At 34.9% G+C, this 26,726-nt stretch carries 20 protein-coding genes and 8 pseudogenes; 4 read left to right on the top strand and 24 right to left on the bottom strand.

Annotation, left to right across the window (positions count from 1 at the left end; translation table 11 throughout):
• Positions 1 to 15: 15 nt before the first annotated feature.
• From JCM7501_RS09505 to JCM7501_RS09485, 5 genes and pseudogenes are all read right to left on the bottom strand, one after another.
• A complete protein-coding gene (locus JCM7501_RS09505) occupies positions 16 to 1,023 on the bottom strand; it encodes a LolA family protein (protein ID WP_054644860.1) in 1,008 nt (335 codons plus the stop codon).
• 10 nt (positions 1,024 to 1,033) lie between these two features.
• Positions 1,034 to 2,565: pseudogene (locus JCM7501_RS09500) on the bottom strand (NAD(P)H-hydrate dehydratase).
• Complete coding sequence (gene acpS, locus JCM7501_RS09495; RefSeq protein ID WP_012995812.1) at positions 2,528 to 2,944, bottom strand: holo-ACP synthase; 417 nt, start codon at positions 2,942 to 2,944, stop codon at positions 2,528 to 2,530. Before acpS ends, JCM7501_RS09500 begins: the two are co-directional and overlap by 38 nt.
• 94 nt (positions 2,945 to 3,038) lie before the next feature.
• The gene (locus tag JCM7501_RS09490) at positions 3,039 to 3,404 is read right to left on the bottom strand and encodes a DUF6514 family protein (protein WP_013150750.1); all 366 of its coding nucleotides are present in this window, start codon (positions 3,402 to 3,404) and stop codon (positions 3,039 to 3,041) included.
• Between the two features lie 259 nt (positions 3,405 to 3,663).
• Positions 3,664 to 3,849, bottom strand: a complete 186-nt coding sequence (locus JCM7501_RS09485) for a helix-turn-helix domain-containing protein (protein ID WP_012995814.1) — start codon at positions 3,847 to 3,849, stop codon at positions 3,664 to 3,666.
• Between the two features lie 171 nt (positions 3,850 to 4,020).
• Between JCM7501_RS09485 and JCM7501_RS09480 the strand changes: the two genes are divergently transcribed.
• Complete coding sequence (locus JCM7501_RS09480; protein ID WP_012995815.1) at positions 4,021 to 4,419, top strand: helix-turn-helix domain-containing protein; 399 nt, start codon at positions 4,021 to 4,023, stop codon at positions 4,417 to 4,419.
• Between the two features lie 70 nt (positions 4,420 to 4,489).
• Here the strand turns inward: JCM7501_RS09480 and hcp are convergent.
• A pseudogene (gene hcp / locus JCM7501_RS09475) lies at positions 4,490 to 6,132 on the bottom strand (hydroxylamine reductase).
• A gap of 116 nt (positions 6,133 to 6,248) precedes the next feature.
• Positions 6,249 to 6,536 carry a DUF503 domain-containing protein gene (locus tag JCM7501_RS09470; protein ID WP_013150752.1) on the bottom strand — a complete coding sequence of 96 codons (288 nt, stop codon included), beginning with the start codon at positions 6,534 to 6,536 and terminating at the stop codon, positions 6,249 to 6,251.
• 137 nt (positions 6,537 to 6,673) lie between these two features.
• On the opposite strand from JCM7501_RS09470, the pseudogene ytaF reads away from it, so the two are divergent.
• Positions 6,674 to 7,304: pseudogene (gene ytaF, locus JCM7501_RS15965) on the top strand (sporulation membrane protein YtaF).
• Positions 7,305 to 7,350: 46 nt separating this feature from the next.
• On the opposite strand, the gene JCM7501_RS09460 reads toward ytaF, so the two are convergent.
• Positions 7,351 to 8,604: a serine hydrolase gene (locus JCM7501_RS09460; protein WP_028992603.1), complete on the bottom strand. Its 1,254-nt coding sequence runs from the start codon at positions 8,602 to 8,604 to the stop codon at positions 7,351 to 7,353.
• Between the two features lie 141 nt (positions 8,605 to 8,745).
• Here JCM7501_RS09460 and ku point away from each other — a divergent pair, with 141 nt between their 5' ends.
• Positions 8,746 to 9,576, top strand: a complete 831-nt coding sequence (gene ku, locus JCM7501_RS09455) for a non-homologous end joining protein Ku (RefSeq protein WP_054644859.1) — start codon at positions 8,746 to 8,748, stop codon at positions 9,574 to 9,576.
• Positions 9,573 to 10,496, top strand: coding sequence for a non-homologous end-joining DNA ligase (ligD, locus tag JCM7501_RS09450; protein WP_028992602.1), 924 nt, complete (start codon positions 9,573 to 9,575; stop codon positions 10,494 to 10,496). The genes ku and ligD overlap by 4 nt, the downstream gene beginning before the upstream one ends.
• A gap of 2 nt (positions 10,497 to 10,498) precedes the next feature.
• On the opposite strand, the gene JCM7501_RS09445 is transcribed toward ligD, so the two are convergent.
• The 16 genes and pseudogenes from JCM7501_RS09445 to cdaA all read right to left on the bottom strand — a co-directional run bounded on the left by JCM7501_RS09445 (position 10,499) and on the right by cdaA (position 26,605).
• Positions 10,499 to 10,888 carry a secondary thiamine-phosphate synthase enzyme YjbQ gene (locus tag JCM7501_RS09445; RefSeq protein WP_012995822.1) on the bottom strand — a complete coding sequence of 130 codons (390 nt, stop codon included), beginning with the start codon at positions 10,886 to 10,888 and terminating at the stop codon, positions 10,499 to 10,501.
• Positions 10,889 to 11,101: 213 nt separating this feature from the next.
• A pseudogene (gene glmS, locus JCM7501_RS09440) lies at positions 11,102 to 12,927 on the bottom strand (glutamine--fructose-6-phosphate transaminase (isomerizing)).
• Between the two features lie 257 nt (positions 12,928 to 13,184).
• Positions 13,185 to 14,528: a phosphoglucosamine mutase gene (gene glmM, locus JCM7501_RS09435; protein ID WP_028992600.1), complete on the bottom strand. Its 1,344-nt coding sequence runs from the start codon at positions 14,526 to 14,528 to the stop codon at positions 13,185 to 13,187.
• Positions 14,529 to 14,596: 68 nt separating this feature from the next.
• Positions 14,597 to 15,196, bottom strand: coding sequence for a lysophospholipid acyltransferase family protein (locus JCM7501_RS09430; RefSeq protein WP_028992599.1), 600 nt, complete (start codon positions 15,194 to 15,196; stop codon positions 14,597 to 14,599).
• Between the two features lie 396 nt (positions 15,197 to 15,592).
• On the bottom strand, positions 15,593 to 16,486 hold the full coding sequence (locus tag JCM7501_RS09425; protein ID WP_028992598.1) for a bifunctional enoyl-CoA hydratase/phosphate acetyltransferase: 894 nt from the start codon (positions 16,484 to 16,486) through the stop codon (positions 15,593 to 15,595).
• 327 nt (positions 16,487 to 16,813) lie between these two features.
• The gene (locus tag JCM7501_RS09420) at positions 16,814 to 17,371 is read right to left on the bottom strand and encodes a 2-oxoacid:acceptor oxidoreductase family protein (protein WP_028992441.1); all 558 of its coding nucleotides are present in this window, start codon (positions 17,369 to 17,371) and stop codon (positions 16,814 to 16,816) included.
• Positions 17,372 to 17,373: 2 nt separating this feature from the next.
• A complete protein-coding gene (locus tag JCM7501_RS09415) occupies positions 17,374 to 18,123 on the bottom strand; it encodes a thiamine pyrophosphate-dependent enzyme (RefSeq protein ID WP_028992440.1) in 750 nt (249 codons plus the stop codon).
• Positions 18,123 to 19,189: pseudogene (locus JCM7501_RS09410) on the bottom strand (3-methyl-2-oxobutanoate dehydrogenase subunit VorB). The gene JCM7501_RS09415 and the pseudogene JCM7501_RS09410 overlap by 1 nt, the downstream one beginning before the upstream one ends.
• A gap of 15 nt (positions 19,190 to 19,204) precedes the next feature.
• On the bottom strand, positions 19,205 to 19,417 hold the full coding sequence (locus JCM7501_RS09405) for a 4Fe-4S binding protein (RefSeq protein WP_012995861.1): 213 nt from the start codon (positions 19,415 to 19,417) through the stop codon (positions 19,205 to 19,207).
• A gap of 14 nt (positions 19,418 to 19,431) precedes the next feature.
• Entirely contained in the window at positions 19,432 to 20,106 is a 675-nt protein-coding gene (locus JCM7501_RS09400) for a hypothetical protein (RefSeq protein WP_012995862.1), read from the bottom strand.
• A 14-nt stretch (positions 20,107 to 20,120) separates the two neighbouring features.
• A pseudogene (gene buk, locus JCM7501_RS09395) lies at positions 20,121 to 21,198 on the bottom strand (butyrate kinase).
• Positions 21,199 to 21,328: 130 nt separating this feature from the next.
• The gene (locus JCM7501_RS09390) at positions 21,329 to 22,390 is read right to left on the bottom strand and encodes a Glu/Leu/Phe/Val family dehydrogenase (protein ID WP_013150779.1); all 1,062 of its coding nucleotides are present in this window, start codon (positions 22,388 to 22,390) and stop codon (positions 21,329 to 21,331) included.
• 26 nt (positions 22,391 to 22,416) lie between these two features.
• Positions 22,417 to 23,313 carry a phosphate butyryltransferase gene (ptb, locus tag JCM7501_RS09385; RefSeq protein ID WP_028992438.1) on the bottom strand — a complete coding sequence of 299 codons (897 nt, stop codon included), beginning with the start codon at positions 23,311 to 23,313 and terminating at the stop codon, positions 22,417 to 22,419.
• 13 nt (positions 23,314 to 23,326) lie between these two features.
• Positions 23,327 to 24,392, bottom strand: a pseudogene (buk, locus tag JCM7501_RS09380) (butyrate kinase).
• Positions 24,393 to 24,592: 200 nt separating this feature from the next.
• A complete protein-coding gene (locus JCM7501_RS09375) occupies positions 24,593 to 25,783 on the bottom strand; it encodes a CdaR family protein (RefSeq protein ID WP_028992437.1) in 1,191 nt (396 codons plus the stop codon).
• Positions 25,773 to 26,605: pseudogene (gene cdaA, locus JCM7501_RS09370) on the bottom strand (diadenylate cyclase CdaA). Before cdaA ends, JCM7501_RS09375 begins: the two are co-directional and overlap by 11 nt.
• Between the last annotated feature and the right edge of the window lie 121 nt (positions 26,606 to 26,726).

The following is a 26,726-nucleotide window of genomic DNA, read 5'->3' as shown; positions in this document are numbered from 1 at the left end:
AGTCCCCCTTGTTTTTCACCTCAAGGATTTTATCACTTTAAGTATCTCTTCTCCATCTACATCCCCGGTTACAGTAATTCCTATTTGCAAGCCATTTACCATCGTAGTATATTCCTTTTTGCCATTGTCTTTTTCTTTATAATATACTCCTTCTTTCAAAAAGAATCCTTTTTCATTAGTTATTTCGCTTTTGTCAACAACAGTTTCAAAAATTTCTATTAAATTCTTACCCGAAGTATACACAAAAATAACTCCATTATTTTCATTAACATTTACCAACACATTTAAAAGTTTAAAACCTTGTGGCAAATATACAGGCATTACAGGATTTAATCCACAATATTTATAAACCTCTTTTACATCTATTTCTATTGCTGAAGAATCCAAAAAATTCGCAGCCAACGTTGTTACACTATCTTTAGTAAATAATTTATCATCTATCTCGGGATTATACTTAAAATCTTTATAGGTTATTCTGGAGAAAATGTTATTGTTAATATCAAAAATTGTTAATTCTTCAGGTATCAAATTTTTTTTAGAAAAAGCCATTTGTTCCTTGTACATAAAAACATTTTTGTCCAAAATAGGAACTGTTATTAAATAAAATTTATCTATTTCTCCTTTTTCTATTTCTCCACCTGAATTATAGTTTTTTATAAAAGAAGTAATCATCGAATACAAAGGAATCTCTTGTGTGTTTTCTGCTACAAAAACTTGATTTACCCTTGCAAAATACACATAACTTCTTTTTCCGTCATACACAATAATTTTATCTATATTCCCACTTTCATCCAAAACTTCTAATCGTAATTTTCCTTTTTTGTAAAACTGCATTACTGTATATTTGCTCTCTATCTTGTTGTTATAAAGCTCTACATTTGCTGTGGCAGTATAACTTTCTAATTTATTTAATTGTTCTTTAATATACACAAAAGGATCTTTAACTTTTTTCGCTTTTGTTCCACAGCCTGAAAGAAAAAATATAATTACAAAAGCAATCACAAAAAAGCTTTTTTCAACAATTCTCACCCTCTTACAAACCGCATTTAAGAGCATCCGGAATGTTCTCAAGTATATCCATCGCTGTCATTCCATACTCTCCCACATATTCTCTGGCGATATCTCCCGCCTTTCCATGATAAAATACCCCATAAATTGCCGCTTTTTCTTCGCTAAACCCTTGAGCCAAAAAAGCTGTAATCATCCCTGTTAGGACGTCTCCACTTCCAGCAGTTGCCATACCAGGATTGCCTGTGCTATTTATATATATGCTACCTTCTTTAGTAGCTATTACTGTTTTAGCACCTTTAAGTACAAGTGTCACTTTGTACCTATCAATAAAAGTTTTTGCAACTTCAAAAAGATTATTCTTAATCTCATCTGTAGTAAGACCTGTCAATCTCGACATTTCCCCATAATGGGGAGTGAGAATAATTCTTTTGCCTTGTATAACTTCCAATCTTCCTACCAAAGCATTAAGAGCATCAGCATCTAAAACTACAGGCTTATCTACATTTTTTACAATGTCATACACCAACTGTGAAATATCTTTGTCATGAGTCAATCCCGGTCCTATAGCAATAACATCACTTTCATCTATTAACTTAAGTACACTACTTAAAGCATTATAGGACAAAATGCCATTTTTCTCCTCTAATCCATAGGTTATGACTTCATAAAGTGCTCCCTGAATTACTGATTGGGCACTTTGGGGAACTGCTAATTTCACCAATCCGCAACCTGTCTTAATAGCACTTTTAGCACAAAGATATGCTGCTCCTGTCATATTTTTAGAGCCAGCTATAATCAAAGCTTTTCCATAATCTCCCTTATGAGTATCCCCAAGCCGTTTTGGAAGTTTTACATCTTCTGAAGTCACAAGGTTATAATCATAACCTATCTCCGCTGCTAACCGGCAAGGAATTCCTATTTCAGCGACACGAACTTCTCCTGCATAATCGACACCTGGATACACTAATAAGCCAGGTTTTACAAACTGCATAGTAACTGTTTTACTAGCCTTAATAGCGCAACCTTCTATTTTACCCGTATCAGCATTTAATCCAGAAGGAATATCGACAGATACCACAATTTTATTTGCTTGGTTTATCATTTCTATAATATCTTTTACTATACCTGTTATTCTTCCTTTAAGTCCAATTCCATAAATAGCATCTACAATGACATCGCTCTCTTTAATAGCTTTTTCCAAAAATTTTAGATGTTCTCTTTGAGTAATTTCCGCTACATAGATCCCCATATTTAGGATTGCATCTAAATTTACTTTTGCATCTCCTGAAATAGCACCTATACTTGTAGTTAAAAATACTTTTACATCGGCTCCCCAATTATAAAGGTTTCTAGCCACTACATAACCATCTCCCCATTATTTCCTTTCCCTGATATGATTATTACAGAGTTTAAATTTTTCTCTTCCAAAATCTTTTTTACTTCTAGTGCTGTTTCTCTTCCCGCATTTTCCATTAGACATATAGAAGGAATTCCTATTTTTTCTATAGCTATTTTTTCAACTTCTCTCATCTGTTTTGATGTCAGCACTATCATTTTTTTCACCTCCAATAGCAATAGCACAGCTTATAGCATGGGTTTTTGTATGAGAAATAGATAGCTTTATATCCCTTATTCCCTTTTTGTCCGCAATACTTTTAGCTTTCCCTTTTAAAATTACAACAGGCGCTCCCTTTTCATTGTGACATATTTCAATATCTTTCCAGCTAAAACTACCTATACCTGTTCCTAAGACTTTTGAGACGCTTTCTTTCGCGGAAAAAAAACCCGCTATATGGGTCAAGTTCCTCCTTTTACTGTTAAAATACTCTATCTCCTTTTGAGTAAATATTCGTTCCAAAAATTTAGAATATGTATTAAAAGCTTTTTTTATCCTTTCAACTTCTACAATATCCGTTCCAACAAATATTTCCATATCTTAGTTCCTCCACTTCTCCTAATTACAATATATTATTTCTCTATTAAATCACAAAATCCTTCAAAAAAATAAAAGAAGGTGTAACACCTTCTTAAATAGCAACCTTACACAATTGGGCTTGTCTATCATAGTCCGTTATGTAATCCTCCCATATATCGTCAATTATTTCATACAGATGAAGAGGCGACACTGTCATTTCTTTAAAGAATTGTGCCAGCTTGTCCACTTTTTCAAAGTAAGGGCTTATATTTGTCACTTTTTCTTCTATTATTTCAATTTTCCCCTTTTCACCATCAAAAATTTCTTGATGAATCTTTATTCCATACGACGGCAATTTTACTTCCTCTTTTCCGTTAAAAACACCTATTTCTGACATAACCACTATGTAGTGAGTAGTTATGTTTCTCTTTTCTTCCTCCCTTGTCGATATGTACTCGCTCACTTTCCTGTAATACATCTTACTATCCCCTCCAATTTATTTTTTAAGATTAATTATTAACTTACAATATATATTAATATATTCTATTTTTTTGTAAAAAATCCTTTATTTTTTAGAATTTTTATCGACAGAAAAAACTCTTTTTTTACCTTAACAAACATTTAATAAGCTCCTGCAAAGCTATTTGGTGCTTTTTGTGACATCGAAAACTGTAGATTATGCTAATATTAAAACTACACCTGTCGAAAAAAAATTTGCAAGATGCCAAAAACGCTAATCAAAGTTTTAATATCTCCTTTATTTTATCAATATATTTTTTTCCTGACCTTTCCCCATGTAAAATCATGCTTAAATATGGCTCACTGGTGCCTATTAACCGGGATAGTTCTTTTTGTGTCATATTGAGTTCTGCTAATCTATCATTCACTAACTTCCCAAAATCTGTTAACTTTCTTTTTTTCATCAAAGTACCCCCTTATTTTCCCTGCAAACAAAGGTTATATATTTATTCAGTAGGAATAGTAAAATATTTGTGTTAAAATAGATAATGATTAAAAGTTAACTATATTTAAATATATATCTGAATTACGAAAATGTCAATACTAATATCGTAATTCAGAAAGGGAGGAGTGTTATGGATACAGTTGGCGAACGCATAAAATACGCCCGTAAAAAAAATAATTTGACTATAACAGCTTTAAGCAAACTCACAGGATTATCTGTTGGAAATTTAAGTGACCTTGAAAATAACAAATCAATGCCTTCTTCCAATGCTTTGATAAAGTTAAAAAACGCCCTTAATGTTTCAATAGATTGGCTTCTTACTGGGCAACAAATAGAATATGTAAAAGAAGAAGAGGCAAAATATTTATCGAGGGAAGAGTTTGAAAACATCAGTGAAAAGGATAAAATAATTTTTAAAGCTTTTGAAATGTTGCCTGAGGAAAGAAAGAAAGATATAGAAGGGTATATAAAAGTGAGTTTGAATACCACTGATTTAGAAAAGTATATAAAAAAAGAAAAGGAAGTGTAATTTTAACCATTATGATTAATAATTAATCATAATGGCAAAAGATAACGGCTGCACTTTGCAGCCGTTATCTTTATTCGCCCATGAACATTTTTAAATCATCTTCTACATTTGTAATGCCACCAATGCCAAATTTATCAACTAACACTTTTGTAACATTTGGTGACAAGAAAGCAGGAAGCGTAGGTCCTAAATGAATATTTTTTACTCCGAGGTATAAAAGGGCCAAAAGCACTATAACAGCCTTTTGTTCATACCATGCAATGTTGTAAGATATAGGAAGTTCGTTTATATCATTTAAGCCAAAGACTTCTTTAAGCTTCATGCTATTAAAGCCAATGAGTATGAGTCATTGCATTGTCCTGCATCTAAAACTCTGGGAATTCCGTTTATGTCTCCAAGATTTAACTTGTTGTACCTGTATTTTGCACAGCCTGCAGTTAAAATGACTGTATCTTTGGGAAGAGCTTTAGCAAATTCGGTATAATAGGTTCTGCTCTTCATTCTGCCATCGCAGCCTGCCATTACGAAAAATCTCTTTATAGCTCCTGTCTTTACTGCTTCTACAATTTTATCTGCCAGCTCTAAAACTTGGTTATGAGCAAAACCTCCAATTATTTCTCCTCTTTCAATTTCAACAGGTGGCTTGCATCTTTTTGCATGTTCAATTATTTCTGAAAAGTCCTTTTTTCCATCAGGACCTTCTGGAATGTGTTTTGCTCCCTCAAAGCCTACAACACCTGTAGTGTAAACTCTATCTTTGTAGGAATCTTTTGGAGGCACAAGACAGTTTGTAGTCATTAAAATTGGTCCGTTAAATAATTCAAATTCTTTGTCTTGCTTCCACCATGCATTTCCATAGTTACCAACAAAATGTGGATATTTCTTAAAAGTCGGGTAATAATGAGCAGGAAGCATTTCTCCGTGGGTATAAACGTCAACCCCTGTACCAGCAGTTTGCTCCAACAATTGCTCTAAGTCTTTCAAATCATGACCGCTTATCAATATTCCAGGATTATTTCTCACACCAATATTAACTTTTGTTATTTCAGGATGGCCATAAGTCGATGTATTCGCTTTATCAAGAAGTGCCATTGTATCAACGCCAAATTTTCCTGCCTCGAGTGCAAGAGCCACATAATCATCTGCAGTCAAGCTGTCATCTAAAATTTTAGCTAAAGCCTTTTCCATAAACCTAAATATATTATCATCTTTGTATCCCAGCTGATATGCGTGATATGCATAAGCCGCCATACCTTTTACACCATAAGTGATAAGCTCTCTTAATGACCTTATATCTTCGTCTTTTGTAGATAAAACTCCTACCTCACGAGCTATTGCCTCTATATCTTCATCTGTACCATAAACCCAGTTTATAGCTTCAATGGATTCATCTACTTCAATTTCTGCTTTTTTGAGGTCTTGTTTTATTTCCTCCCTTAATGCAACAGCTTCTTTTATTTTGTTAATAAAGAAGTTTTTGTCAAAGTTAACGTTAGTTATTGTGGAAAATAATCCCTCAATAAGGAATCTGTCCGTCTTATCTTTATTTACTCCTGCTTCTCTAGCCTTTAAATTTAGATAAGATATACCTTTCAATGTAAAAACCAGCAAATCTTGAAGATTTGCAACATCGTCTGTCTTGCCGCATACACCTCGTACTGTACAGCCTATGCCCTGAGAAGCTTCTTGACATTGATAGCAAAACATGCTCATTTTACTTCCTCCTTTTTTAAGCTTTTGTCCACAAATTATGATAAACTAAAAGTTCAATAGAATCTGTGATAAAAATCACAAAATAAAAACTCCAAATGAACATAATTCATTTGGAGTCAAACATTTATTGTATCCATTTCTATATTTTCTATATAAGCATCTGTATTTTTTTCAATATAGTCTACAACCTCTTGAACTATTTTATGTGTTAAAACAGCATCACTGCCACACACCGAAAAACCTATGACAATTGATTTGTGTAAATTTTGGTTTTCTATTTCGCATATAGATACATTATAATGACTTTTTACCTTACCTACAATGCTTCTTACAATCATTCTTTTTTCTTTTAATGAATGAACCCAATTGGCATGTAGATATACTTTACAATAAGATACAATCATATATATCCCCTTACCTAACTTCCTTCAGGAAATTTTTACAATATAATTATACCTTACAATATTATGCTTTTTCAATAAAATCACACCTTCTTTATCTAATGCGTACTATAAAGGTAGATAGAGAGGAGTGTGAACATATGAAATGGCTAATCATTTCAGGGTTTGCAATATCATCAAGCATAGATAATTTTGGAGTAGGCATTTCCTATGGTATACGAAATATACGAATAAGTATTCTTTCCAATACAATCATCGCAATAATCTCTTTTTTATTTAGCATGTCTGGAATATTTTTTGGTAAATGGTTAAATAAAACCCTGCCAGGATCACTACCTTTAATTGTAGGAGCATTTCTGCTTTTTATAATAGGACTTAGAATTATTTTACTGGCTGTTCCTCGTAAAACGTCTTCCAAAAATATACAACGAATATCATCAAAGACTACTTCTATAAAAAAAAATTTTGGAAAATCCTGAAATCGTAGATTTGGATAAATCCGGAGAAATCAATTTATGGGAAGCAATCCTTTTGGGAATTGTCCTTTCAGCAAATGCTCTGACAAACGGACTGGGAGCAGGGCTTTTGGGTTTTTGTCCCTTTGCTATATCTTTCACTACATCAATTGGAAGCTTTGTTTCTGTATGGGCAGGAGTACAATTAGGGGCAAAAGTTGCTAATATGCGAATAGGCTCTTTTACCATCGGACAATTTGGCACGATTCTAAGCGGGGTTATTTTACTTATAATAGCTTATAAAACTTTGTTCTAAGCCTTAAGGTACTAAAAGTTTAAGCCGGAAAACCCGGCTTAACTTTTTATCTATTTTGAAAGTCATACACCATTTTTGATATCTGCCTTATTACAGTATATGCATAGGAGTCGTCAGAACCATCTACATCATTTGCAAGTACAGTTAATATATAAGGTCTCGCCGGATGGAAAACTATCGCTGTATCATTTACTACATTGGACAAATTACCTATTTTGTGTGCTACCTCTATTTCATCTGGTATAGGATAAGATATTCTATCATTATATATGGTATTTTTAAGATAATACATTAATTCTCCTGCAGTATCCGGATGAGCATTTACATAATCTAAAAGTTTTTTCATATACATACTCATATCTCTTGGAGAAGTAATATTGCTGCTGTAGGGTATTACATAGGCTCCTAATTTTTCCATAAATTTTATATAATTATCCCTTCCTACAACTCTCATAATCATATTGGAGGCTATATTATCACTCTCTTCAATCGAACGTCTTGAAAGCTCTCTTATAGTATAATAACTTCCAACAGGGTCTGCCTGTATAGAACCGGCACCCCCTTCATAGTCAGCTTGAGTGTATTGCACCTTCATATTAGGGTCTATTTTTCCATCGGTTATAAGAGTATAAAGGTAAAAGTTAAGAGGTACTTTATAAGTGCTTGCTGCAATAAACGAATCATAACCGTTTATTTCTAAAGTTTGCCCTGTATTTAAGTCAATAAAGTAAACTCCGTATTTGCCAGGATATTGAGATATCAATGCCTGAATGTTATTTTTAAGTTCTTGATAATTTGTAGCATTGTTCAATTGTTGTGGCACTTCAACAGGCGGATGAGGAATTAAAATCTTTTGCCCAACATATAAGCTATCCCCATCATTTAATCCATTTGTATCTATTATATTTTGGACATTCGTTCCATGGCGCTTTGCTATAAAGTATAAGTTATCCCCTGGCTTAACAGAGTAAACTATCGGGTCAGCCCAGGAAACAGTTTCAAGAACAGCATATGTCTTAGGACCTACAATTCCATCGGGCACAAGATTTTTGGACCTTTGAAAGTCTAAAACTCCATTTAATGTCATTTTACCAAATATGCCGTCAACAGTGCCTGTATCAAATCCCGCTTTATTTAACATGGCTTGTAATTCTTTTACATCAGTCCCATACGTCCCGCTATATAAAAGCCTTGACCCAAAAGTGAATTTTGGAAGATTTCTTGCAAACGAAAATATAGGTATCAATACAACAATAGCAATAATAAGAATCCATGAAAGTATCTTTTTTACATTCTTCAATTTTATCACCCCATTCAATTCCAATTATACTGTATATAATATCATATTTCAACAAACATATATATCCATATATAGCAGCTTATATATATTTTTTTAATAAAAATTTTTTAATGGAAATATTAAATATGAGGTGATTTAAATATGCGCTCAATGTGGAAAGGAGCAATAAGTTTTGGTCTTGTAAGTATCCCCATAAAACTGTATACCGCTACAGAAGACCATGCCATACATTTTAGGCAACTTCATAAAGAATGTAAAACTCCTATAAAATATGAAAAAATCTGCCCTGTATGTAATAGACCCATTTCAGATGAGGAAATAGTACGAGGATATGAATACGAACCAGGTAAATTTGTCATTATAGATGAGGAAGATTTGGAAAGGATACCTATGCCAACAGTTAAAACCATTGATATAGTAGATTTTACCGATATAGGACAAATAGACCCCATATATTATGACAAAACATATTTCATTGTACCCGAAGATATTGGTACAAAGCCTTATGTACTTTTAAGAGATTCTATGAAAGAAACAAAACGAGTTGCAATAGCGAAAGTGGTAATCAGGTCCAAGCAAAGCCTCGCATGCATACGAGTGTACGATGAAAAATACATGGTCATGGAAACAATGCATTTTCCTGATGAAATAAAAAGCACAAACCAGCTTCCTCCTTTAAGAGAAGTCAACTTGCATGAAAATGAAATAAAAATGGCCAAACAACTTGTTGATACTCTAACCTCAGATTTCAAACCCGAAAAATATGATGATAACTACAGAAAGACGTTAATTGAAATGATTGAGTCAAAGATACAAGACAAAGAAATAGAAATTCCTCAAAAAGCACCTGAAGCTGACAATGTCCTCGATTTAGTAAGTGCACTAAAAGCGAGTATTGAATCTGTAAAAAAAAGAAGAAAAAGCAAAAAAAGGTCGCAAAAGAAAAGGCGCATAAAGGAAGAGTGGCTATGACTATGATCGAAGAAAAAATATCACCTATGCTGGCATTCAGTAGTGACCCTTTTGATAATCCTGAATGGATATATGAAATCAAATGGGATGGTTCAAGAACTATCGCTTTTCTTTCAAATAAAACAAGGCTTCAAGATAGAAGGCTTGTTGATATAACCCACCAGTTTCCGGATTTAGCATTGCTTCATAAACAAATAAAAGCAAAAGAAGCAATACTTGACGGTGAACTGGTAGTCTTAAAAAACGGCAAGCCTAGTTACAAAAGCATTATGTCGAGAAAGCATCAACAAAATTTAGTAAAAATAAATCTTTTAAGCAAGATAATGCCCGTAATTTTCATAACATGGGATATATTATACTTAAACGGCAAATCTCTTGTAGAATTGCCACTTATAGAGAGAAAAGATATACTTAGAAAAACAGTTAAAGAAAGCGAGGTCATAAAAATATCTGATTTTATTTTTGAACATGGCAAAAGGCTTTTTGAAGAGACAGGCAAAAGGGGACTTGAAGGAATTGTCGCCAAAAAAGTTGATTCAAAATATTTAATAGGGAAAAGGAGTAAACTGTGGCTTAAGTCAAAACATTTTATTGTAATAAATGCAGTTATTATAGGGTACAGAACTGATAAAACAGCTCTTATATTGGGACTTTACGATGAGGAAAATAATTTAATAAACATAGGAAGTTGTGAATCAGGCCTATCCCAGAAGGAATTAAAAGCATTTTATGAAATTGCCAAGGAGATAAAAGCTCCAGATAATTATTATAACTTTAAAGAAAAAAATGTGCAATGGTTAAAGCCTTTGCTAACATGTAAAGTGAGATTTATGGAATGGTCTGAAAACATGAAAATGAGGGCACCTTCTTTTATTCAATTTGAGTATAATGTAAAGCCAGAAGAGTGCAGGTTTGAGTAAACTCACTTCAAAAACTTGATATAAACTTTCCTTCTCCTTGGACCATCAAACTCGCAAAAATAAATACCCTGCCAAGTTCCTAAAAGTGGTTTTCCATTTTCAATAATTAAAGTTACTGAACTTCCCATAAGAGACGCTTTTATATGGGCATCTGAATTGCCTTCCATATGTTTAAAACGCATATTAGGAATTACTCTTTCTAAAGCCGCCATTATATCTTCTCTTACAGTTGGATCCGCATTTTCGTTTATTGTAACTCCCGCTGTTGTATGAGGCACAAAGATAACACAAGCCCCATCAACAATACCAGATTTCCTAATCTCCTGCATCACCATATCAGTAATATCCACCATCACTTCTCTTACCGGTGTATTTATCTCAAAAACAATCATAATAACTCCTCCATTTTTAATTTTCTGGATTTGCTTTCTATAATAGCAAATTGTTTAATGGCATGTCAACATGCCTTTAAATATTATTAGTTCATAAATTCACAATTATTTTTTAACTTATTAAAATTCCATTTCCTTATAAAATATTAGAAGATAACAAAAAAGGTTGAAAAGGAACTTTTATTGTCCTTTTCAACCTTTTTTAATATCTTTTTATTCTACTGTAACTGATTTTGCAAGATTACGCGGTTTATCTACGTCACATCCTTTTTCTACTGCCATATAATATGCCAAAAGCTGCAAAGGTACAACTGTCAATACTGAGGTTAATTCTTTAAGTGTATCAGGTATATATATTACTTTGTCTACAACGTCCTCTAGCTGCAGATTGCCTTGTTTTGCAAAAGCAAGTATAAAACCGCCTCTTGCCTTTACTTCTTTTATATTGCTGAGCATCTTTTCAAAAAGGTCCTCTTGGGTCGCAAGAGCTATCACAAGTGTTCCATCTTCTACAAGGGCTAAAGTTCCGTGTTTTAATTCACCAGCCGGATAAGCTTCTGAGTGAATATAAGATATTTCTTTAAGTTTTAAGGAACCTTCCATAGCAACAGCATAGTCCAATCCTCTTCCAATGTAGAAAACGTCTTTTGCGTTGTAATGTTCATAAGCAAATTTTTGAATTGTCTCTTTGTTGTCAAGAAGGTACTGAACTTTTTCTGGCAGCTTCTTTAATTCTGTACAAAGTTCCATAACCTTTGTTTTAGTTATCGTTCCTTTCTTTATTGCAAGGTCCATAGCTATAAGATAGAGGCTACAAGTTGCGTAGTATAAGCTTTGGTAGAAGCTACAGCAATCTCCGGTCCCGCCCATGTATATAGTACATCATCTGCTTCTCTGGAGACAGAACTTCCAACGACGTTTGTAATGGCTATAACTCTTGATCCCTTTTTCTTAGCCTCTTTTAATGCAGCAATGGTATCTGCTGTCTCTCCTGACTGGCTTATTACAATTGTAAGAGTTCTTTCATTTACTAATGGGTTTCTATATCTAAATTCTGAAGCAACATCTACTTCAACAGGTATTCTCGCAAGATTTTCTATAACGTATTTCCCAACAACACCCGCATGATAAGCTGTTCCACACGCTACAATAAAAATTTTATCTATCTTTTCAAGGTCTTCTTTTGTAATTTTTACATCGTCTAAAACTATTTCTGAATCATTGACTATCCTACCTCTTAGAGTATCTTTTATCGCGTTTGGCTGTTCGTGAATTTCTTTTATCATGAAATGTTCATAACCGCCCTTTTCAGCCGCCTCTACATCCCATTTTACTTCATAAAGCGATTTTTCTACTTGCCTTCCAAACATGTCTATAAACTCTACGCTGTCTTTTCTAATTATGGCAATCTCATTGTCATCAAGAAAATATACACTTCTTGTATGTTTTAATATAGCTGGGATATCAGATGCAATAAAGTTTTCACCATTGCCTATTCCAACTATAAGAGGTGCTTCTTTTCTTGCAGCTACAATCATATCGGGATTGTTTTTGCATAAAACGCCCAAGGCATAAGAACCTTCAATTCTGTCTAAAACTTTTTTCACTGCCTCTACTATATCGCCATTGTAATAATACTCCAGCAAATTTGCTACAACTTCTGTATCAGTCTCAGACTTAAAAGTATAGCCTTCTTCCAATAGCCATTTTTTAAGTGGCAGATAGTTTTCAATTATGCCATTGTGAACTACTGCAATCAATCCTGATTGGGATAAATGGGGATGGGAGTTGGTGTCAGATGGTTCTCCATGGGTAGCCCACCTTGTGTGTCCTATCCCTATGGTACCTGCCATACTATCTTTTTCAACCAGCTCTTTTAGGACATTTAATCTCCCCTTTGCTTTCTTTATATTTATATTGCCATCATTTAAAATGGCAATTCCTGCCGAATCATAGCCTCTATACTCTAATTTTGTCAATCCATCTAAAAGTATTGGCGTCGCCTGTTTATCGCCAATATACCCTACAATTCCACACATATTTAGTCTCCTCTCATTATTGTACTGGATATTACCCTGCCCAGACTGCTTTATGCCACAGTCGCCTGTGGTTTTACCAGTCTTTTATCGGTCGCAGGGAAACCGCAGGGCACCCGCCGATAACTCGATAAACCCTGTCCTCGTCAGCTTAAAGTGTACACTTTAAGCCCAGGCGCTTTTTAAAGTTTTAGCTTTTACCTACCTGCTCTTTTTCAATAAGCATCCCCCCTTTCAAATAATACCTTTCGCACTTTTATTTAATTTAATTTTCTTTCTATTAACTCGGCAAGTTCTTTTGCCATTTGACTAATTTTATTATAATCTTTTCCTTCTACCATAACTCTCACAAGAGGCTCAGTACCAGATGGCCTTATCAGTACTCTACCTTCTCCTTTCATTTCCCTTTCTAAATTTTTAATTTCCCTTTTTATTTCTTCATCCTCCAAATAGGCATTTTTTAACTCATTTTTTACTTTTGCGTTTATAAGAACTTGTGGGTAAGTAACCATACAGGCAGCTAATTCTGACAATTTTTTCCCACTTTCTTTTAAAATAGAACAAAGTTTTAAAGCTGTAATTTCCCCATCTCCAGTAGTATTGTCATCAAGGAAAATAATATGACCCGATTGTTCTCCACCAATAGAATATCTACCTTTTATCATCTCTTCCAAAACATATCTATCGCCTACTTTTGTTCTTATGAGATTAATCCCTTGCTCTTTAAGTGCAATCTCAAAACCGATATTGCTCATAACTGTTGCTACAACTGTGTTATTTTTTAATCTACCTTTTTTCTTTAAATCTATAGCACATATTGCCATTATGTGGTCTCCATCAATAACATTTCCTTTTTCATCAACTGCAATAAGTCTGTCAGCATCTCCATCAAAGGCTAAACCTATATCGGCCCCATTTTTTATCACAAGTTGTTGCAATTTTTCAGGATGAGTAGAACCACAATTGACATTTATCTTATCCCCTATAGGTTCTGCTCCATACAATATAACCTCTGCACCCAATTCCTTAAACAAAATTGGCGCCACTGTGCTGCTGGCTCCATAAGCACAATCAATTACAATTTTCATTCCTTTTAAATCCCCATCAATTGTAGATTTTAAAAACTCTATGTAATCTCTATGAGAATTTGTGTATTCTTTCCTTGTACCTATTCCTGTCCCAATAGGAGAGGGCAACTCATTTTTTTCTTTTATTATATTTTCTATTCTATCTTCTACTTCATCTGGCAATTTATATCCATCTTTATCAAAAAATTTTATCCCATTGTACTCTACAGGATTATGAGATGCCGATATCATAACTCCAGCATCTGCTTGATATAATCGGGTAAGGTAAGCTACCGCTGGTGTAGGAATTATCCCCACACTTATAACCTCTGCCCCTACAGAGGTAAGGCCTGCAGTTAAGGCGCATTCCAACATATCACCAGATATACGACTGTCTTTACCAACCACAACCTTAGGTCTATGAGTCCCCTGAGTCAACACATAAGCCCCTGCTCTTCCTAGTTCAAAAGCAAGTTGTGGAGTCAAATCATAATTAGCTATACCTCTAACACCATCTGTACCAAACAACCTTGCCATTTTCTATCTCCTCTCAATAAATCATACGATAATATTTTATCACAGTGAAAACTACTTTTCAATTTACATTATTCCTCCAGCATTTTCAAAATCTTTTGCATAACTTTATCTCTCAATTCACCAATTTCTGCCTTTATATCTATATTCAAATTTGGATAAATTGGTTCTCCTATTTTCACTCTAATTTTCCCTTTAATTTTAGGAATATACTTTCCAAAAGGAAGTATCGAATAGGTACCCAATATTGCAATTGGGACTATAGGTTTTCCAGATTTATATGCTAGATACATAGCCCCTTCATGCATTTTCTCTACTTTACCAGTTGGTGATATTCCCCCTTCTGGAAATAATCCTATAGAATCTCCTTCCTTTAGTCTAGATAACGCTTGTTTTAGAGCATTTAAATCAGGCGAATTCTTTTTTATAGGAATTGCCTTGGCAATTTTTAAGACAGGTTTTAAAAAAATTATTTTATAAAGTTCAGAACTTGCTAAAAATATAACGGGTCTTTTTACAGAACAGACTACTACAACTGGATCTAGCAAACTTTGATGGTTTGCAACAAAAATACAAGCTCCCTCAGGTAAATTTTTCTCATATTTTACTTCAAGGGAATAGAATATCTCAAGAATTAATCTAGCAATAAACCGTAAAATTCTATATAACAAAAAATAATCCCCCTCCTTCATGGCAAGTTCATAAAGTCAGTGCTATAAAATATATTCGCTATAATGTTTGCCAATCCTTCTTTATAATAAAAAAGGAAGGGCGTTTACCCCTCCTCAGTTTATCTCAAGTCCTTTTTTAAATGCATTTATATTTAATTCGACAAATTTTTGTGGCACGTTATTTTTTATTATCTCTTCCCAATCAATGTCTTATAGTCCTAAATATTTAACAAGTACTCCCAAAAGAACTATATTTTGTGCTTTTTGATATTTCCTCAATCAAGTTTTCAGGTTATTCTTCTTTGCCCATGAGTACAGAAAGTATAATACCACGGGCTACTGCCTCATCCTCCATCATTATTTTTTTCATTTAATTTCTCCCCATTTAATTCGTCCTTACCAAGCAGATACTATAGATGCAAAAGCTATAGAATTAAACTTATCTTCGTGGGAATCAGCTCTCGATACTAAGACAATTGGCGCTTTTGCTCCTACCACAATTCCCGCACTTCTTGCCTTGGCAAAGTAAGTAAAGCTTTTACCTAAAGCATTTCCAACTTCTATAAAAGGTACTAATAATATATCTGCATCTCCTGCAACCTCACTTTTTACTCCTTTGTGAATTGCCGCTTCCTTGCTTATGGCAAGGTCAAATGCTAAAGGGCCATCTACTATTCCTTCTATCTTTCCTCTCTGGTTCATTTCCTTTAATTTAGCGGCTTCAACAGTGGAAAGCATTTTAGGATTTATCACTTCTACCGCCGACAAACAGGCTACTTTAGGATTTTCTATTTCTATAGCTTTTGCCACTTTAATAGCATTTTTTAAAATTTGCACTTTCTCTTCTAAAGTAGGACTTATATTCATTCCTCCATCGGTTAAAAGTAATAATTTATGATAATTTGGAATTTCATAAACCATTACATGACTGAGTAATCCGTCTCCTCTAATGCCGTATTCGCTGTCAAGAACAGCCTTTAAAAGAGTAGCAGTAGGAACAAGGCCTTTCATGACAAAAGAAGCTCTACCTTCTCTAACTTCTAGGACTGCTTTTTTGCATTTTTCCGACTCTTCTTTTTCATCAATTATTTCATATTGCTTAATATCAATGCCTATATCTTTTGCAATAGTTTCTATTTTTTCTTTAATACCTACCAATATAGGATTTCCTATCCCTTCTTTTCTTGCAGATTCGCATGCTAACAATACTTCACAGTCTTCTGCCCCTGCCACAGTAAATATTTTATTGAATCCTTTTGCTTTCTTTACAATTTCACTTAATTTTTTCAAGTTTACACCTCCTACAGAAAAAATAACCTCCGAAGAGGTTATTTCAGACTGTAGACAAACTTTCGTAAAGGAGATATTTTGCATAAGGAGCGACTTGTTACAAAGCGGTAACAAAACTTAGCAAGACCGAGGGTGGAGGCAGGGCCGAAGCCATAGATGGCGAAGGCGGGCACCTGAGGCAAGGAGGCCGATTGTGCCCGGTACCCTGCCGGAGCCCGAAGGTCGAGCTTTAGTTTTGTCGCTTTGGAACATCGGAGCGACGATGCAAAATATCTCCTTTGAATATTTTTTAACTTTGTCAACAAACTGAAATAACCTCCGAAGAGGTTATTTTTTAGTTGTAATGAGACTTTTCACTAATTCTACTCCCTTATTTAAGGCTTTTTCGTTAATAGGTATCAAATGCTCTTTACCTTTGCCAAAGACTTCATGCAGAGCTTTTAGTGCTGTTTCCAATTTTACAACTTTAGTAGTTTCTATGAAAGCACCTAACATTACCATGTTAGCAGTTTTTAAATTGCCTAATTCACTGGCAATATCGTTAGCAGGTATTTCATACACTTCTATGTCTTTTCTCTCTGCTTTTCTGTCTACTAACGAAGTATTTATGAATAATTTACCACCTTGTATTACATAAGATTCGTATTTGTCTAAAGAAGGCCTATTCATTACAATTACAGAAGTAGCCTCTGTAATAACCGGAGAACCTACCTCTTCATCCGATACAGTGACATTGCAGTAGGCTGTTCCCCCTCTCATTTCAGGACCATAAGAAGGAGTCCAAGACACATTTTTTCCCTCAAACATTCCCGCATAGGTAATTATAAGCCCCATTGACAAAACTCCTTGACCACCAAAGCCTGCAAAGATTATTCTTTCTTCCATAATTACTTAACCTCCTCTAAGGTGTTTTTATACACACCCAAAGGGTAATAAGGTTCCATATAATCTTTTATCCAATTTAATGCCTCTATCGGGGTCATACCCCAATTAGTAGGACAACTAGATAGAACTTCTACCATTGCAAATCCCTTCTTTTGTATTTGAGCCAAAAATGCGTTTTTTATAGCTTTTTTAGCCTGCATTACATGTTTCACATCATAAACCGCTACTCTTTCAATATACGCTGTCCCATCAAGTGTTGCTAGCATTTCACTCACTCTAATGGGATAACCATTTATTTCTGGCTTTCTTCCGTAAGGAGTAGTAGTTGTTTCCTGGCCAATTAATGTAGTGGGAGCCATTTGTCCTCCTGTCATTCCATAGTTGGCATTGTTGACAAAAATAACTGTTATATTTTCTCCCCTTGCAGCCGCATGAACAATTTCTGCCGTTCCAATAGCTGCTAAGTCTCCATCTCCTTGATAAGTAAACACAATTTTATCAGGATGAACCCTCTTTATACCTGTAGCAACTGCTGGAGCCCTTCCATGAGCAGCCTCTTGCATATCGCAATTAAAATACTCATATGCAAATACAGCACATCCTACAGGAGCAACTCCTATTGCTTTATCTAAAACATCTAATTCTTCCATAACTTCAGCTACCAGCCTGTGGATTATACCGTGGGTACAACCGGGACAATAATGGAAAGGCGTATCTGTGAGTCCCTTTGTTTTTTGAAATACTATAGCCATCATTTCGCACCTCCTGCTATTTCCTTAATTTGTTCTAGCATCACAGCTGGCTCTGGTATCATACCACCCGGCCTTCCGTAGAAATAAACCGGTTTTTTGAATTGTACTGCAAGTTTTACATCTTCTACCATCTGTCCCATACTCATTTCTACCGTCAAATAAGCTTTTGCCGTATCAACTGTCTTTTCAAAAGGCTCTTTCGGGAAAGGCCACAAGGAAATAGGTCTTATTAATCCTACTTTATACCCTTCTCTTCTCGCAATGTTCATCACATTCTTTGCTACGCGGGCAATAGTACCATAAGCAACTAAAATAATATCCGCATCTTCGCAATTTATCATTTCATATCTAACTTCATTCTTTTCAGCCTTTGCATATTTTTCAAATAACTCATAATTATATTTCTCTAATACAGGTGGATCGATATATAAAGAGTTGATTATGTTTCTATGCTCTCTATTTCCTCTACCTGTAGTAGCCCACGTTTTTTCAGGGATATTCCTTGTCTTTTTCTGAATATTGTCAAAATCTACAGGTTCCATCATTTGGCCTAACATTCCATCTCCCAATATTACAACAGGGTTTCTATATTCATCGGCAATGTCAAAAGCTTCCTGAACTAAATCTGCTATTTCTTGGATTGTAGAAGGAGCAAGAACTATCAATTTATAATCTCCATGGCCTCCTCCTTTTGTAGATTGAAAATAATCTCCTTGGGCTCCTTGAATATTTCCTAGTCCTGGACCACCCCTCATTATATTCACAATTACACAAGGTACTTGAGCACCTGCAAGATATGAAATACCTTCTTGCATAAGGCTCAAACCAGGCTGCTGGTAGAAGTCATAACACGAGCTCCTGCTCCACCTGCCCCATATACCATATTTATAGCAGAAACTTCACTTTCTGCTTGTAAAAATACGCCACCTACCTCCGGCATTCTCTTTGCCATGTAAGCTGTAACCTCATTTTGAGGTGTTATAGGATAACCAAAGTAATGTCTACACCCAGCTTGAATAGCTGCTTCCGCTAACGCCTCATTACCTTTCATTAATACCTTAGCCATTTTACTCCCCTCCATTTATTTTATAACTGTTATAACAGTATCTGGACACATCATAGCACAGAATGCACAACCTATACATTTGTCCATATTTTCAGGCTTAACAGTAGCAGGATGATATCCTTTCACATTTATTTTACTTAAATCCATCTCAATAATCTTTTTAGGACAGGCATTGACACACAATTCGCAACCTTTACATAAATCTTCATTAAAAATAACTTTTGCCACATAAATTCCTCCTCTCACATTTTATCCCATGGAGCTTTCATATAAAGGTCAATCGGAAATATTGGATATCCTACGTCAGGAACTTGATTGAGTAACTCTCTTTTTACAGTCACCATCTTAATAGGTATACCTGTAATTTTCGAGACTTCTTCCACCACTTTTTGACCTCTTAAAATATCCTCTACTGTTGTTTCATAAGATAAATGGGTATTGTTTACTAAATGAGTCACTTTAATTTTAGCTGCTTCTTCAATCGATTTAAGATATTCAATTACCAATTTTACATCTTTTGTAAGTGGTCTATTTACATTAATTACAAATAATACTTCTGCATCTTGATCCTTTATTATATGCCGATACTGACCTAACGGAGTTGCTCCTACATCGTCTCCCCCAACATCGAAGACTGCATATTTATCCTTGCTGTATAATGCCCCATAGATGTTGCGGGAAATAGCAGGCACATCTGCATTCATATATTTCTCTTCTACTCCTATTACCCGTATTCCCCACTTCTCAAAGAGCTCCTTCCTCACTTCTCTTGACCGAAAATATGGGTTTACAATATCCAAGTCCACTATTTCTACCTCTTTTCCTGATTCTCTTATAAGCTTAGCATAATTTATCGCAATTTCCGTCTTACCTGTACCGTAATGCCCTACTACAATAGTCAATCTTTTAAAATCCATTATCTATCATCCCTTTAACTATACATTTTAGCTTTTTCTTCACCGCTAAGCACCCGATATGCTCCCTGCGCCAAAGCTGACATTTCATCCTCACCTGGATATACATAAATAGGAGCTATAAATTTTACTCTTTCACTTATCCTTTTTACAAAATCCTCGTTATACGCTATTCCACCTGTAATTCCTATTGCATCTACCTGTCCTTTTAAAACCACTGCCATCGCTCCAATTTCCTTAGCTGTCTGATAGGCCATAGCTTCTAAGACCAATTCTGCTTTTTTATCTCCTTCTTCAATTTTTTTATAAACTTCTCTTACATCGTTAGTGCCTAAATGTGCCACTATTCCCCCTTGTCCTATTAACCTCTTTTTCATCTCCTGATAGGTGTATTTACCACTATAACATAACTTTACTAAGTCAAGTACAGGAAGCCCTCCCGCTCTTTCTGGAGAAAAAGGCCCTTCCCCATTTAAAGCATCATTTACATCTACTACCCTGCCGTGTTTATGAGCCCCAATCGATATACCGCCACCTAAATGAGCGATAATCAAATTCACCTCTTCGTATTTTTTGTTCAAATCGGCGGCTAAACGTCGAGCAATTGCTTTTTGATTCAAAGCATGGAATATACTAGACTTTTCAATCTCAGGCATTCCTGTTATTCTTGCTATATCCTCTAATTCATCTACTACTACAGGGTCTACTATATAAGCTTCAATATCGTGTTCTTTAGCTAAAGTATAAGCAATTATAAGCAATTATACCCCCCAAATTGGAAGCATGTTCTCCTCTTTCAGCCTTCTTTAAATCCTCTATCATTTTTTCATTTACAATATAAGTTCCACTTTCTATTGGCTTTAAAAGTCCTCCTCTTCCTACTATTGCATCAATTTCTGAAAGAGAAATTCCTTTTTCTTTTAACATATTTAAAATTGCCTGAGTTCTAAATTCAAACTGGTCAATAATACTTTTGTATTTAGCAAGTTCTTCAGAGCTGTGCCGTAAAGTCTCAGTAAAAACAGGCTCTTTGTCTTTAAACACGGCAACTTTTGTAGATGTAGACCCGGGATTTATCACAAGAATCAAAAACAAAACAATCCCCTCCGTCTACTTCCTCAATTTATATTATATTACACTTCCTTTTTACATTAAAATTTTGTCAAAAAAATTATTAAAGTTATTTCAAAATTTTAATGAAAGAGCGGGAATATCATGCCCCCATTTAAATATAATTGTCTTTTACGGCAGCAATAGTTTTTATCCTCTCCTCCGCAACTCTATCAGCTGCAACATATGTTGGAATGTTCTCTTCCTTAGACTTCTGTATCACCTTTCTCACTGTGTCAAATATCATGGAAACCTTTCTCATAGCTCTATCTCTGTTATATCCAGAAGGATTGAGTTCATCTGCTACATTTATAACTCCACCCGCATTTATAATATAATCTGGTACATAGAGGATCCCTTTCTCTTGTAATATATCCCCATGCCTCTCTTCTTTTAACTGGTTATTAGCTGAACCTGCTACTATCTTGCACTTAAGCTGTGGAATCGTTTCATCGTTTATTATCGCTCCTAAGGCACAAGGGGCAAATATATCACATTCTACCCCGTATATCTCATCTGGCTTTACATATTCGGCTTTGACTTCTTCCACTACTCTTTTTACATTGTCCTCAAATATGTCTGTTACAATTAACTTTGCCCCTGCTCCATATAGATACTTTGCTAAATTGTATCCTACATTTCCTACTCCTTGTATTGCAATTCTCAAACCTTTAAGATCTGAAGTCCCAAAAACTTCTTCACAAGCTGCCTGTATTCCTCTAAATACGCCATAGGCTGTAAAAGGAGATGGATCCCCGCTGGTTTCAGCCAACCCTGCTACATATTTCGTTTCATAGTGTATATATTCCATATCTTTTAAGTTTGTACCAACATCCTCAGCAGTTATATATCTTCCTTTAAGAGATTCTATATACCTTCCAAGACTTCTAAACAATGCTTCTGATTTGTCTTTTCTCGGATTTCCAATTACAACTGTTTTACCACCACCTAAGTTTAAACCAGCAGCAGCATTTTTATAAGTCATTCCTCTTGCAAGCCTTAATGCGTCATTTATCGCATCTTCTTCTGAGTCATAAGTCCACATCCTACATCCACCTAAAGCAGGTCCCAATGTTGTGTCATGAATTACAATTACGGCTTTAAGACCCGAAGTTTTGTCATGGCATAAAATCACATTTTCATAATCTTTACTCTCCATAATCTCAAAAATCTTCATTAAAAAAATCCCCCCATTTTAAATAATCAAACATTAGAAGCAAGAGAAGCGAGCATTATTGAATTAAATTTAGCTTCACTGGAATCTGCCCTTGAAGTCAAGACAATCGGGCTTTTTGCCCCCATTATTATCCCTGCTATCCTTCTTTGTGCTATATAGGTTATAGCTTTATACAGCATATTGCCAGCTTCAATATCTGGAACTAAAAGAATATCAGCGTTACCTGCAACAGGGCTTATTATCCCTTTATGCCGCGCTGCTTCTACCGATAAAGCATTATCAAGAGCCAATGGCCCATCTATTATAGCCCCTTTGATTTGACCTCTTTCACTCATTTTTGAAAGTATTGCTGCATCTAAGGTAGCTTGCATATCAGGATTAACTGTTTCAACAGCTCCTAAAACTGCAACCCTTGGAGCATCAATTCCAATTTGCCTTGCAACGTCTACCGCATTTAAAATTATGTCTATTTTCCCTTTTAAATCAGGTGCAATATTCATTGCTGCATCTGTCAAAAGTATAAGTCTGTTATATGGAGATTCAAAAACAGCCACATGACTTAAAGTTCTTCCAGTGCGAAGGCCAATTTCCTTATCTAAAACAATCCTTAATATCTCTGCCGTCTGTACAAGGCCTTTCATCAATATATCCGCTTTGCCTTCGCTTACAAGCTTTACAGCTTCGCGACAAGCTTCTAAGTTATTTTTTGTATCTATTATTTCGTGATCCTTTAAATCCATTGATATTGAAGATGCTATCCTTTCTATTTTTTCTTTATCACCAACTAATATGGCTTTTACTATTCCTCTTTCATGAGCTTCTTTAATCGCTTCTAATACATCTTCATCCGCCGCTTGAGCTACTGCTATAGTTTTGGGAGGCAAGTCTTTTACGTAATTATACATTTCTTCAAATGTTCTCATATCCTACACCTCGTCAGTTATAAATCTTGGGCTTTTCAATATTTCTTAAAACTCTTAACGCACCATCTCTTAAAGCTTCCATTTCATCTCCCCCCTGGATAAAGAGTTATAGGTGCAATAAAGCTGGTCATATCAATGATTATCTCTATTAGTCGTTTAGAATAAGCAAGTCCACCAGTTAAAATTATTGATTTCACATCCCCCTTTAATACTGCCGCCATTCTGCCAATTTCCTTTGCAATTTGATAAGCCATAGCTTCAAAAACCAATTTAGCTTTTTTATCACCATTTTGTATGCGTCTCTCCACTTCACGCACATCATTTGTCCCAAGATGTGCTACCATCCCACCCATACCTACAACTTTTTTCTTCATCTCATCAAAACTGTATTTACCAGAATAACAAAGGTCAACAACTTTCATCGATGGCAGGCTGCCTGTCCTTTCAGGAGAAAAGGGCCCCATTTGATTTGCATTGTTTACATCTACAATTTTTCCTCCCTTTATCGCCGCTACTGAAATACCTCCTCCCATATGAGCAACGACAAGATTTAAATCTTTCTCATTAATGCCATTTTCCCTCACATATCGGTGAACACACGCTTTTATGTTTAAAGCATGAGATTGGCTTTTTCTTGGAAGCTCAGGGAGGCCAGAAATTCTTGCAACATCTTCCATTTCATCAACAGCTACGGGATCTAATGTATAGACGGGAATATTGTACTTATCACCTATAGCTCTTCCAATTAGTCCACCGAGATTTGACGCATGTTCTCCTCCAACTCCCCTTCTTAAATCCTCAAGCATAATATCGTTTACAAGGTAAGTGCCACTCTGAACAGGTTTAACAAGTCCTCCTCTTACCACAATTGCAGATATTTCTTTCAAGTTTACGTTATTTTGCTCTATCCAATCATTTATAGCATTTAACCTTAAATCAAATTGGTCAATGATACTCTTATATTTTTTAAGCGCTTCAATGTCGTGAGCAATCTCCGTTTTTACAATTTCCCTTTCTTCTTCATATAGCGCCACTTTAGTAGAAGTAGAACCTGGATTGATAACTAAAACTTTCAACAGGTTCACCTGCCCCTTCTTAATACATAATATGAAGTTCTATTACAATTTTTGAGTGTTATTAAAAATTTTTTAACCTTACAATATTTTAATTCTACGCCTTTGCTAAAAATCCTTCTCTTAAATTAAAATTTTTTTATAAGGATTTTATATTTTGTGGAATTGACAAGTTTTATGTGAATTAATAGGCGGGCATTGCCCGCCTACTGAATATTAACTGATATTTTATCAGGCTCAATTTTCTTTATTTGCAAGTTCAAATCAGTACTTACCTTTACAGCTAAAGAATGAACACCTGTTGGCAAATTGGTTACGTCTATATATGCGTTAAAATCGGAAGCTTTCGCTCCATTAACTACACTTTCTGGACCAGCTACAGTAACGACGAGTTCCGGATTTTGAATTACAACATTTTTCTCTTCTGCTCCTCTTATATCTATATTGCTTATAGCAATCTCTTTGGTTGCTATCTTTTGTATATCCACATACACTTTTGCATTAATATCACTTTTAACAAGTTTCACCCCATCTGGCAAGTCAAAAGGTACACTTTCGGTGACAGGTTCATTTTTCCCAGAGATATCAATTTGCTTCGTACTTATGGATTTTATGGTATTTAGGACAATCTCATCACCAGTAATGTACACGTACTCTGGAAGTACATTTATCAATGATATCATATATCCTTCCATTGGTTTGCCAAATATTTTAGGAACTACAGGCACACGTATCGATTTATTTACGGAAACATACACTTCAACAAGATTAGGAGAAATTGTAACGCCTTTTACTTCTTTTCCTTCTCTATCAACAGCAACCACTGGAACAGAGATTTTTATATCTCCTTTCTTATAAGAAACATTGACCCCAGCTATAACATTTTTTATAAGATTAACTTTGCTTTCTGGTCCTATCACCAATACCTCTCCAGGCGTTGGAACAGCAGACTGCATAGCATAGCCTTCCATCACATTGCCAATTATTTTTATAGCAACTGGCATTTGCGTTTTTTCAATTTTATCTATTTCCACTTTTATTTCTGGCGGATTTATTGAAACCAAAGAGACATTTCTAGGTAATCCTTCTACGGTAACAGGAATAACATTTGTACCCTTGGAATTTACTCTGCTTAAATCAGCAAAAGCTGATATATTCTGGGCTGCAATATTTAAAACATCACTGCGTCTTCCTCTTATTTTTACATTTACTGTATAATTTTTTTCATCTAAAATAATAAGTCCTTTTTTCTCTAAAATATCGCTATTAATCAATTTGACAGGCACATTGTTTATATCATAAGGAATTTCTGGATTTTCTTCTCCCATTACATAAAGCCATAGTAAAAAAGCCAATACCAGTGACAGCAATTTTATTGTAAAATCTTTAGTCAGCATGTTTGTTCCCCCATTTTTTCCATACAGGCATCTTGTTTTCCTTCACTTCAAAAATGCTGGACAACACCTCTTTCAAAGTTTTCGCATCCAGGTGCCTTGAAAGCCTGCCATTTTGCGCAAGAGAAATAGTACCTGTTTCCTCAGAAACAATTATTGCTACTGCATCGGATATTTCAGTAACGCCTATCCCCGCTCTATGGCGTGTTCCTAATTCACTGCTTAGATTTTGGTTGTCTGTTAAAGGCAAAAAACAACCTGCTGCCATAATCCTATCTCCTCGAATTATGACAGCTCCATCGTGTAAAGGCGTATTAGGTATAAAGGTATTTATTAAAAGCTCGCTAGAAACTTTAGAATCCATGGTTATACCCGTTTCAACAAGTTCATTAAGGCCTGTCTCCCTTTCTAAAACAATTAAAGCCCCTATTTTTGAACGTGACAAAATTGTACCGCATCGCATATCTCTCCCAAAACCTCTGACATATCTTCTTCATCTTCATTAAAAAACAAGAATTTTTTCCCTAAGAAACCACTTCTACCTAATGTCTCCAATCCCCGCCTTAACTCCGGCTGAAAAACAATTAAAAGCGCAATAACTCCCACTGTCATAGCGTTTCGCAATATATAATTGACAGTCCTAAGTTGTAACCATTCGCTCACTTTGGTAATTACAATCAACACAACAAGCCCTTTAAGCAGTTGCTCTGCTCGTGTCTTGTGTATTACTAAAATTAATCTATACAGGACATAGGCTATTATTAAAATATCTATTACATCGTTAATTTGCATTGTTTTTATGATATCTATAAGTCCATTAAACAAAAAATTCACCCCTCAAGGCTTTGTGGTAAATTGTGTGTACATATTAATTATACAACAAATTTGAATAAAAAATAATTTAAATTGAATTAAATTTTAATTAAAGTGGAAAAATTATTTTAGT

The organism is Thermoanaerobacter thermocopriae JCM 7501, assembly GCF_001310975.1.
In the GTDB taxonomy this organism is placed as follows: domain Bacteria; phylum Bacillota; class Thermoanaerobacteria; order Thermoanaerobacterales; family Thermoanaerobacteraceae; genus Thermoanaerobacter; species Thermoanaerobacter thermocopriae.
Note: the sequence above shows the minus strand (reverse complement) of the source record. Positions and strands in the feature narration are given on the sequence as shown.

Coding starts and splice junctions, on each gene's coding strand:
- JCM7501_RS09480 (WP_012995815.1), top strand. CDS start 4,021: ATGGATACAGTTGGCGAACGCATAAAATACGCCCGTAAAAAAAATAAT.
- JCM7501_RS09490 (WP_013150750.1), bottom strand. CDS start 3,404: ATGTATTACAGGAAAGTGAGCGAGTACATATCGACAAGGGAGGAAGAA.
- ptb (WP_028992438.1), bottom strand. CDS start 23,313: ATGAGAACATTTGAAGAAATGTATAATTACGTAAAAGACTTGCCTCCC.
- JCM7501_RS09390 (WP_013150779.1), bottom strand. CDS start 22,390: ATGAAGATTTTTGAGATTATGGAGAGTAAAGATTATGAAAATGTGATT.
- JCM7501_RS09375 (WP_028992437.1), bottom strand. CDS start 25,783: ATGCTGACTAAAGATTTTACAATAAAATTGCTGTCACTGGTATTGGCT.
- acpS (WP_012995812.1), bottom strand. CDS start 2,944: ATGGAAATATTTGTTGGAACGGATATTGTAGAAGTTGAAAGGATAAAA.
- ligD (WP_028992602.1), top strand. CDS start 9,573: ATGACTATGATCGAAGAAAAAATATCACCTATGCTGGCATTCAGTAGT.
- glmM (WP_028992600.1), bottom strand. CDS start 14,528: ATGGCAAGGTTGTTTGGTACAGATGGTGTTAGAGGTATAGCTAATTAT.
- JCM7501_RS09415 (WP_028992440.1), bottom strand. CDS start 18,123: ATGGCTATAGTATTTCAAAAAACAAAGGGACTCACAGATACGCCTTTC.
- JCM7501_RS09470 (WP_013150752.1), bottom strand. CDS start 6,536: ATGATTGTATCTTATTGTAAAGTATATCTACATGCCAATTGGGTTCAT.
- JCM7501_RS09485 (WP_012995814.1), bottom strand. CDS start 3,849: ATGAAAAAAAGAAAGTTAACAGATTTTGGGAAGTTAGTGAATGATAGA.
- JCM7501_RS09420 (WP_028992441.1), bottom strand. CDS start 17,371: ATGGAAGAAAGAATAATCTTTGCAGGCTTTGGTGGTCAAGGAGTTTTG.
- JCM7501_RS09400 (WP_012995862.1), bottom strand. CDS start 20,106: ATGGATTTTAAAAGATTGACTATTGTAGTAGGGCATTACGGTACAGGT.
- ku (WP_054644859.1), top strand. CDS start 8,746: ATGCGCTCAATGTGGAAAGGAGCAATAAGTTTTGGTCTTGTAAGTATC.
- JCM7501_RS09445 (WP_012995822.1), bottom strand. CDS start 10,888: ATGATTGTTTTTGAGATAAATACACCGGTAAGAGAAGTGATGGTGGAT.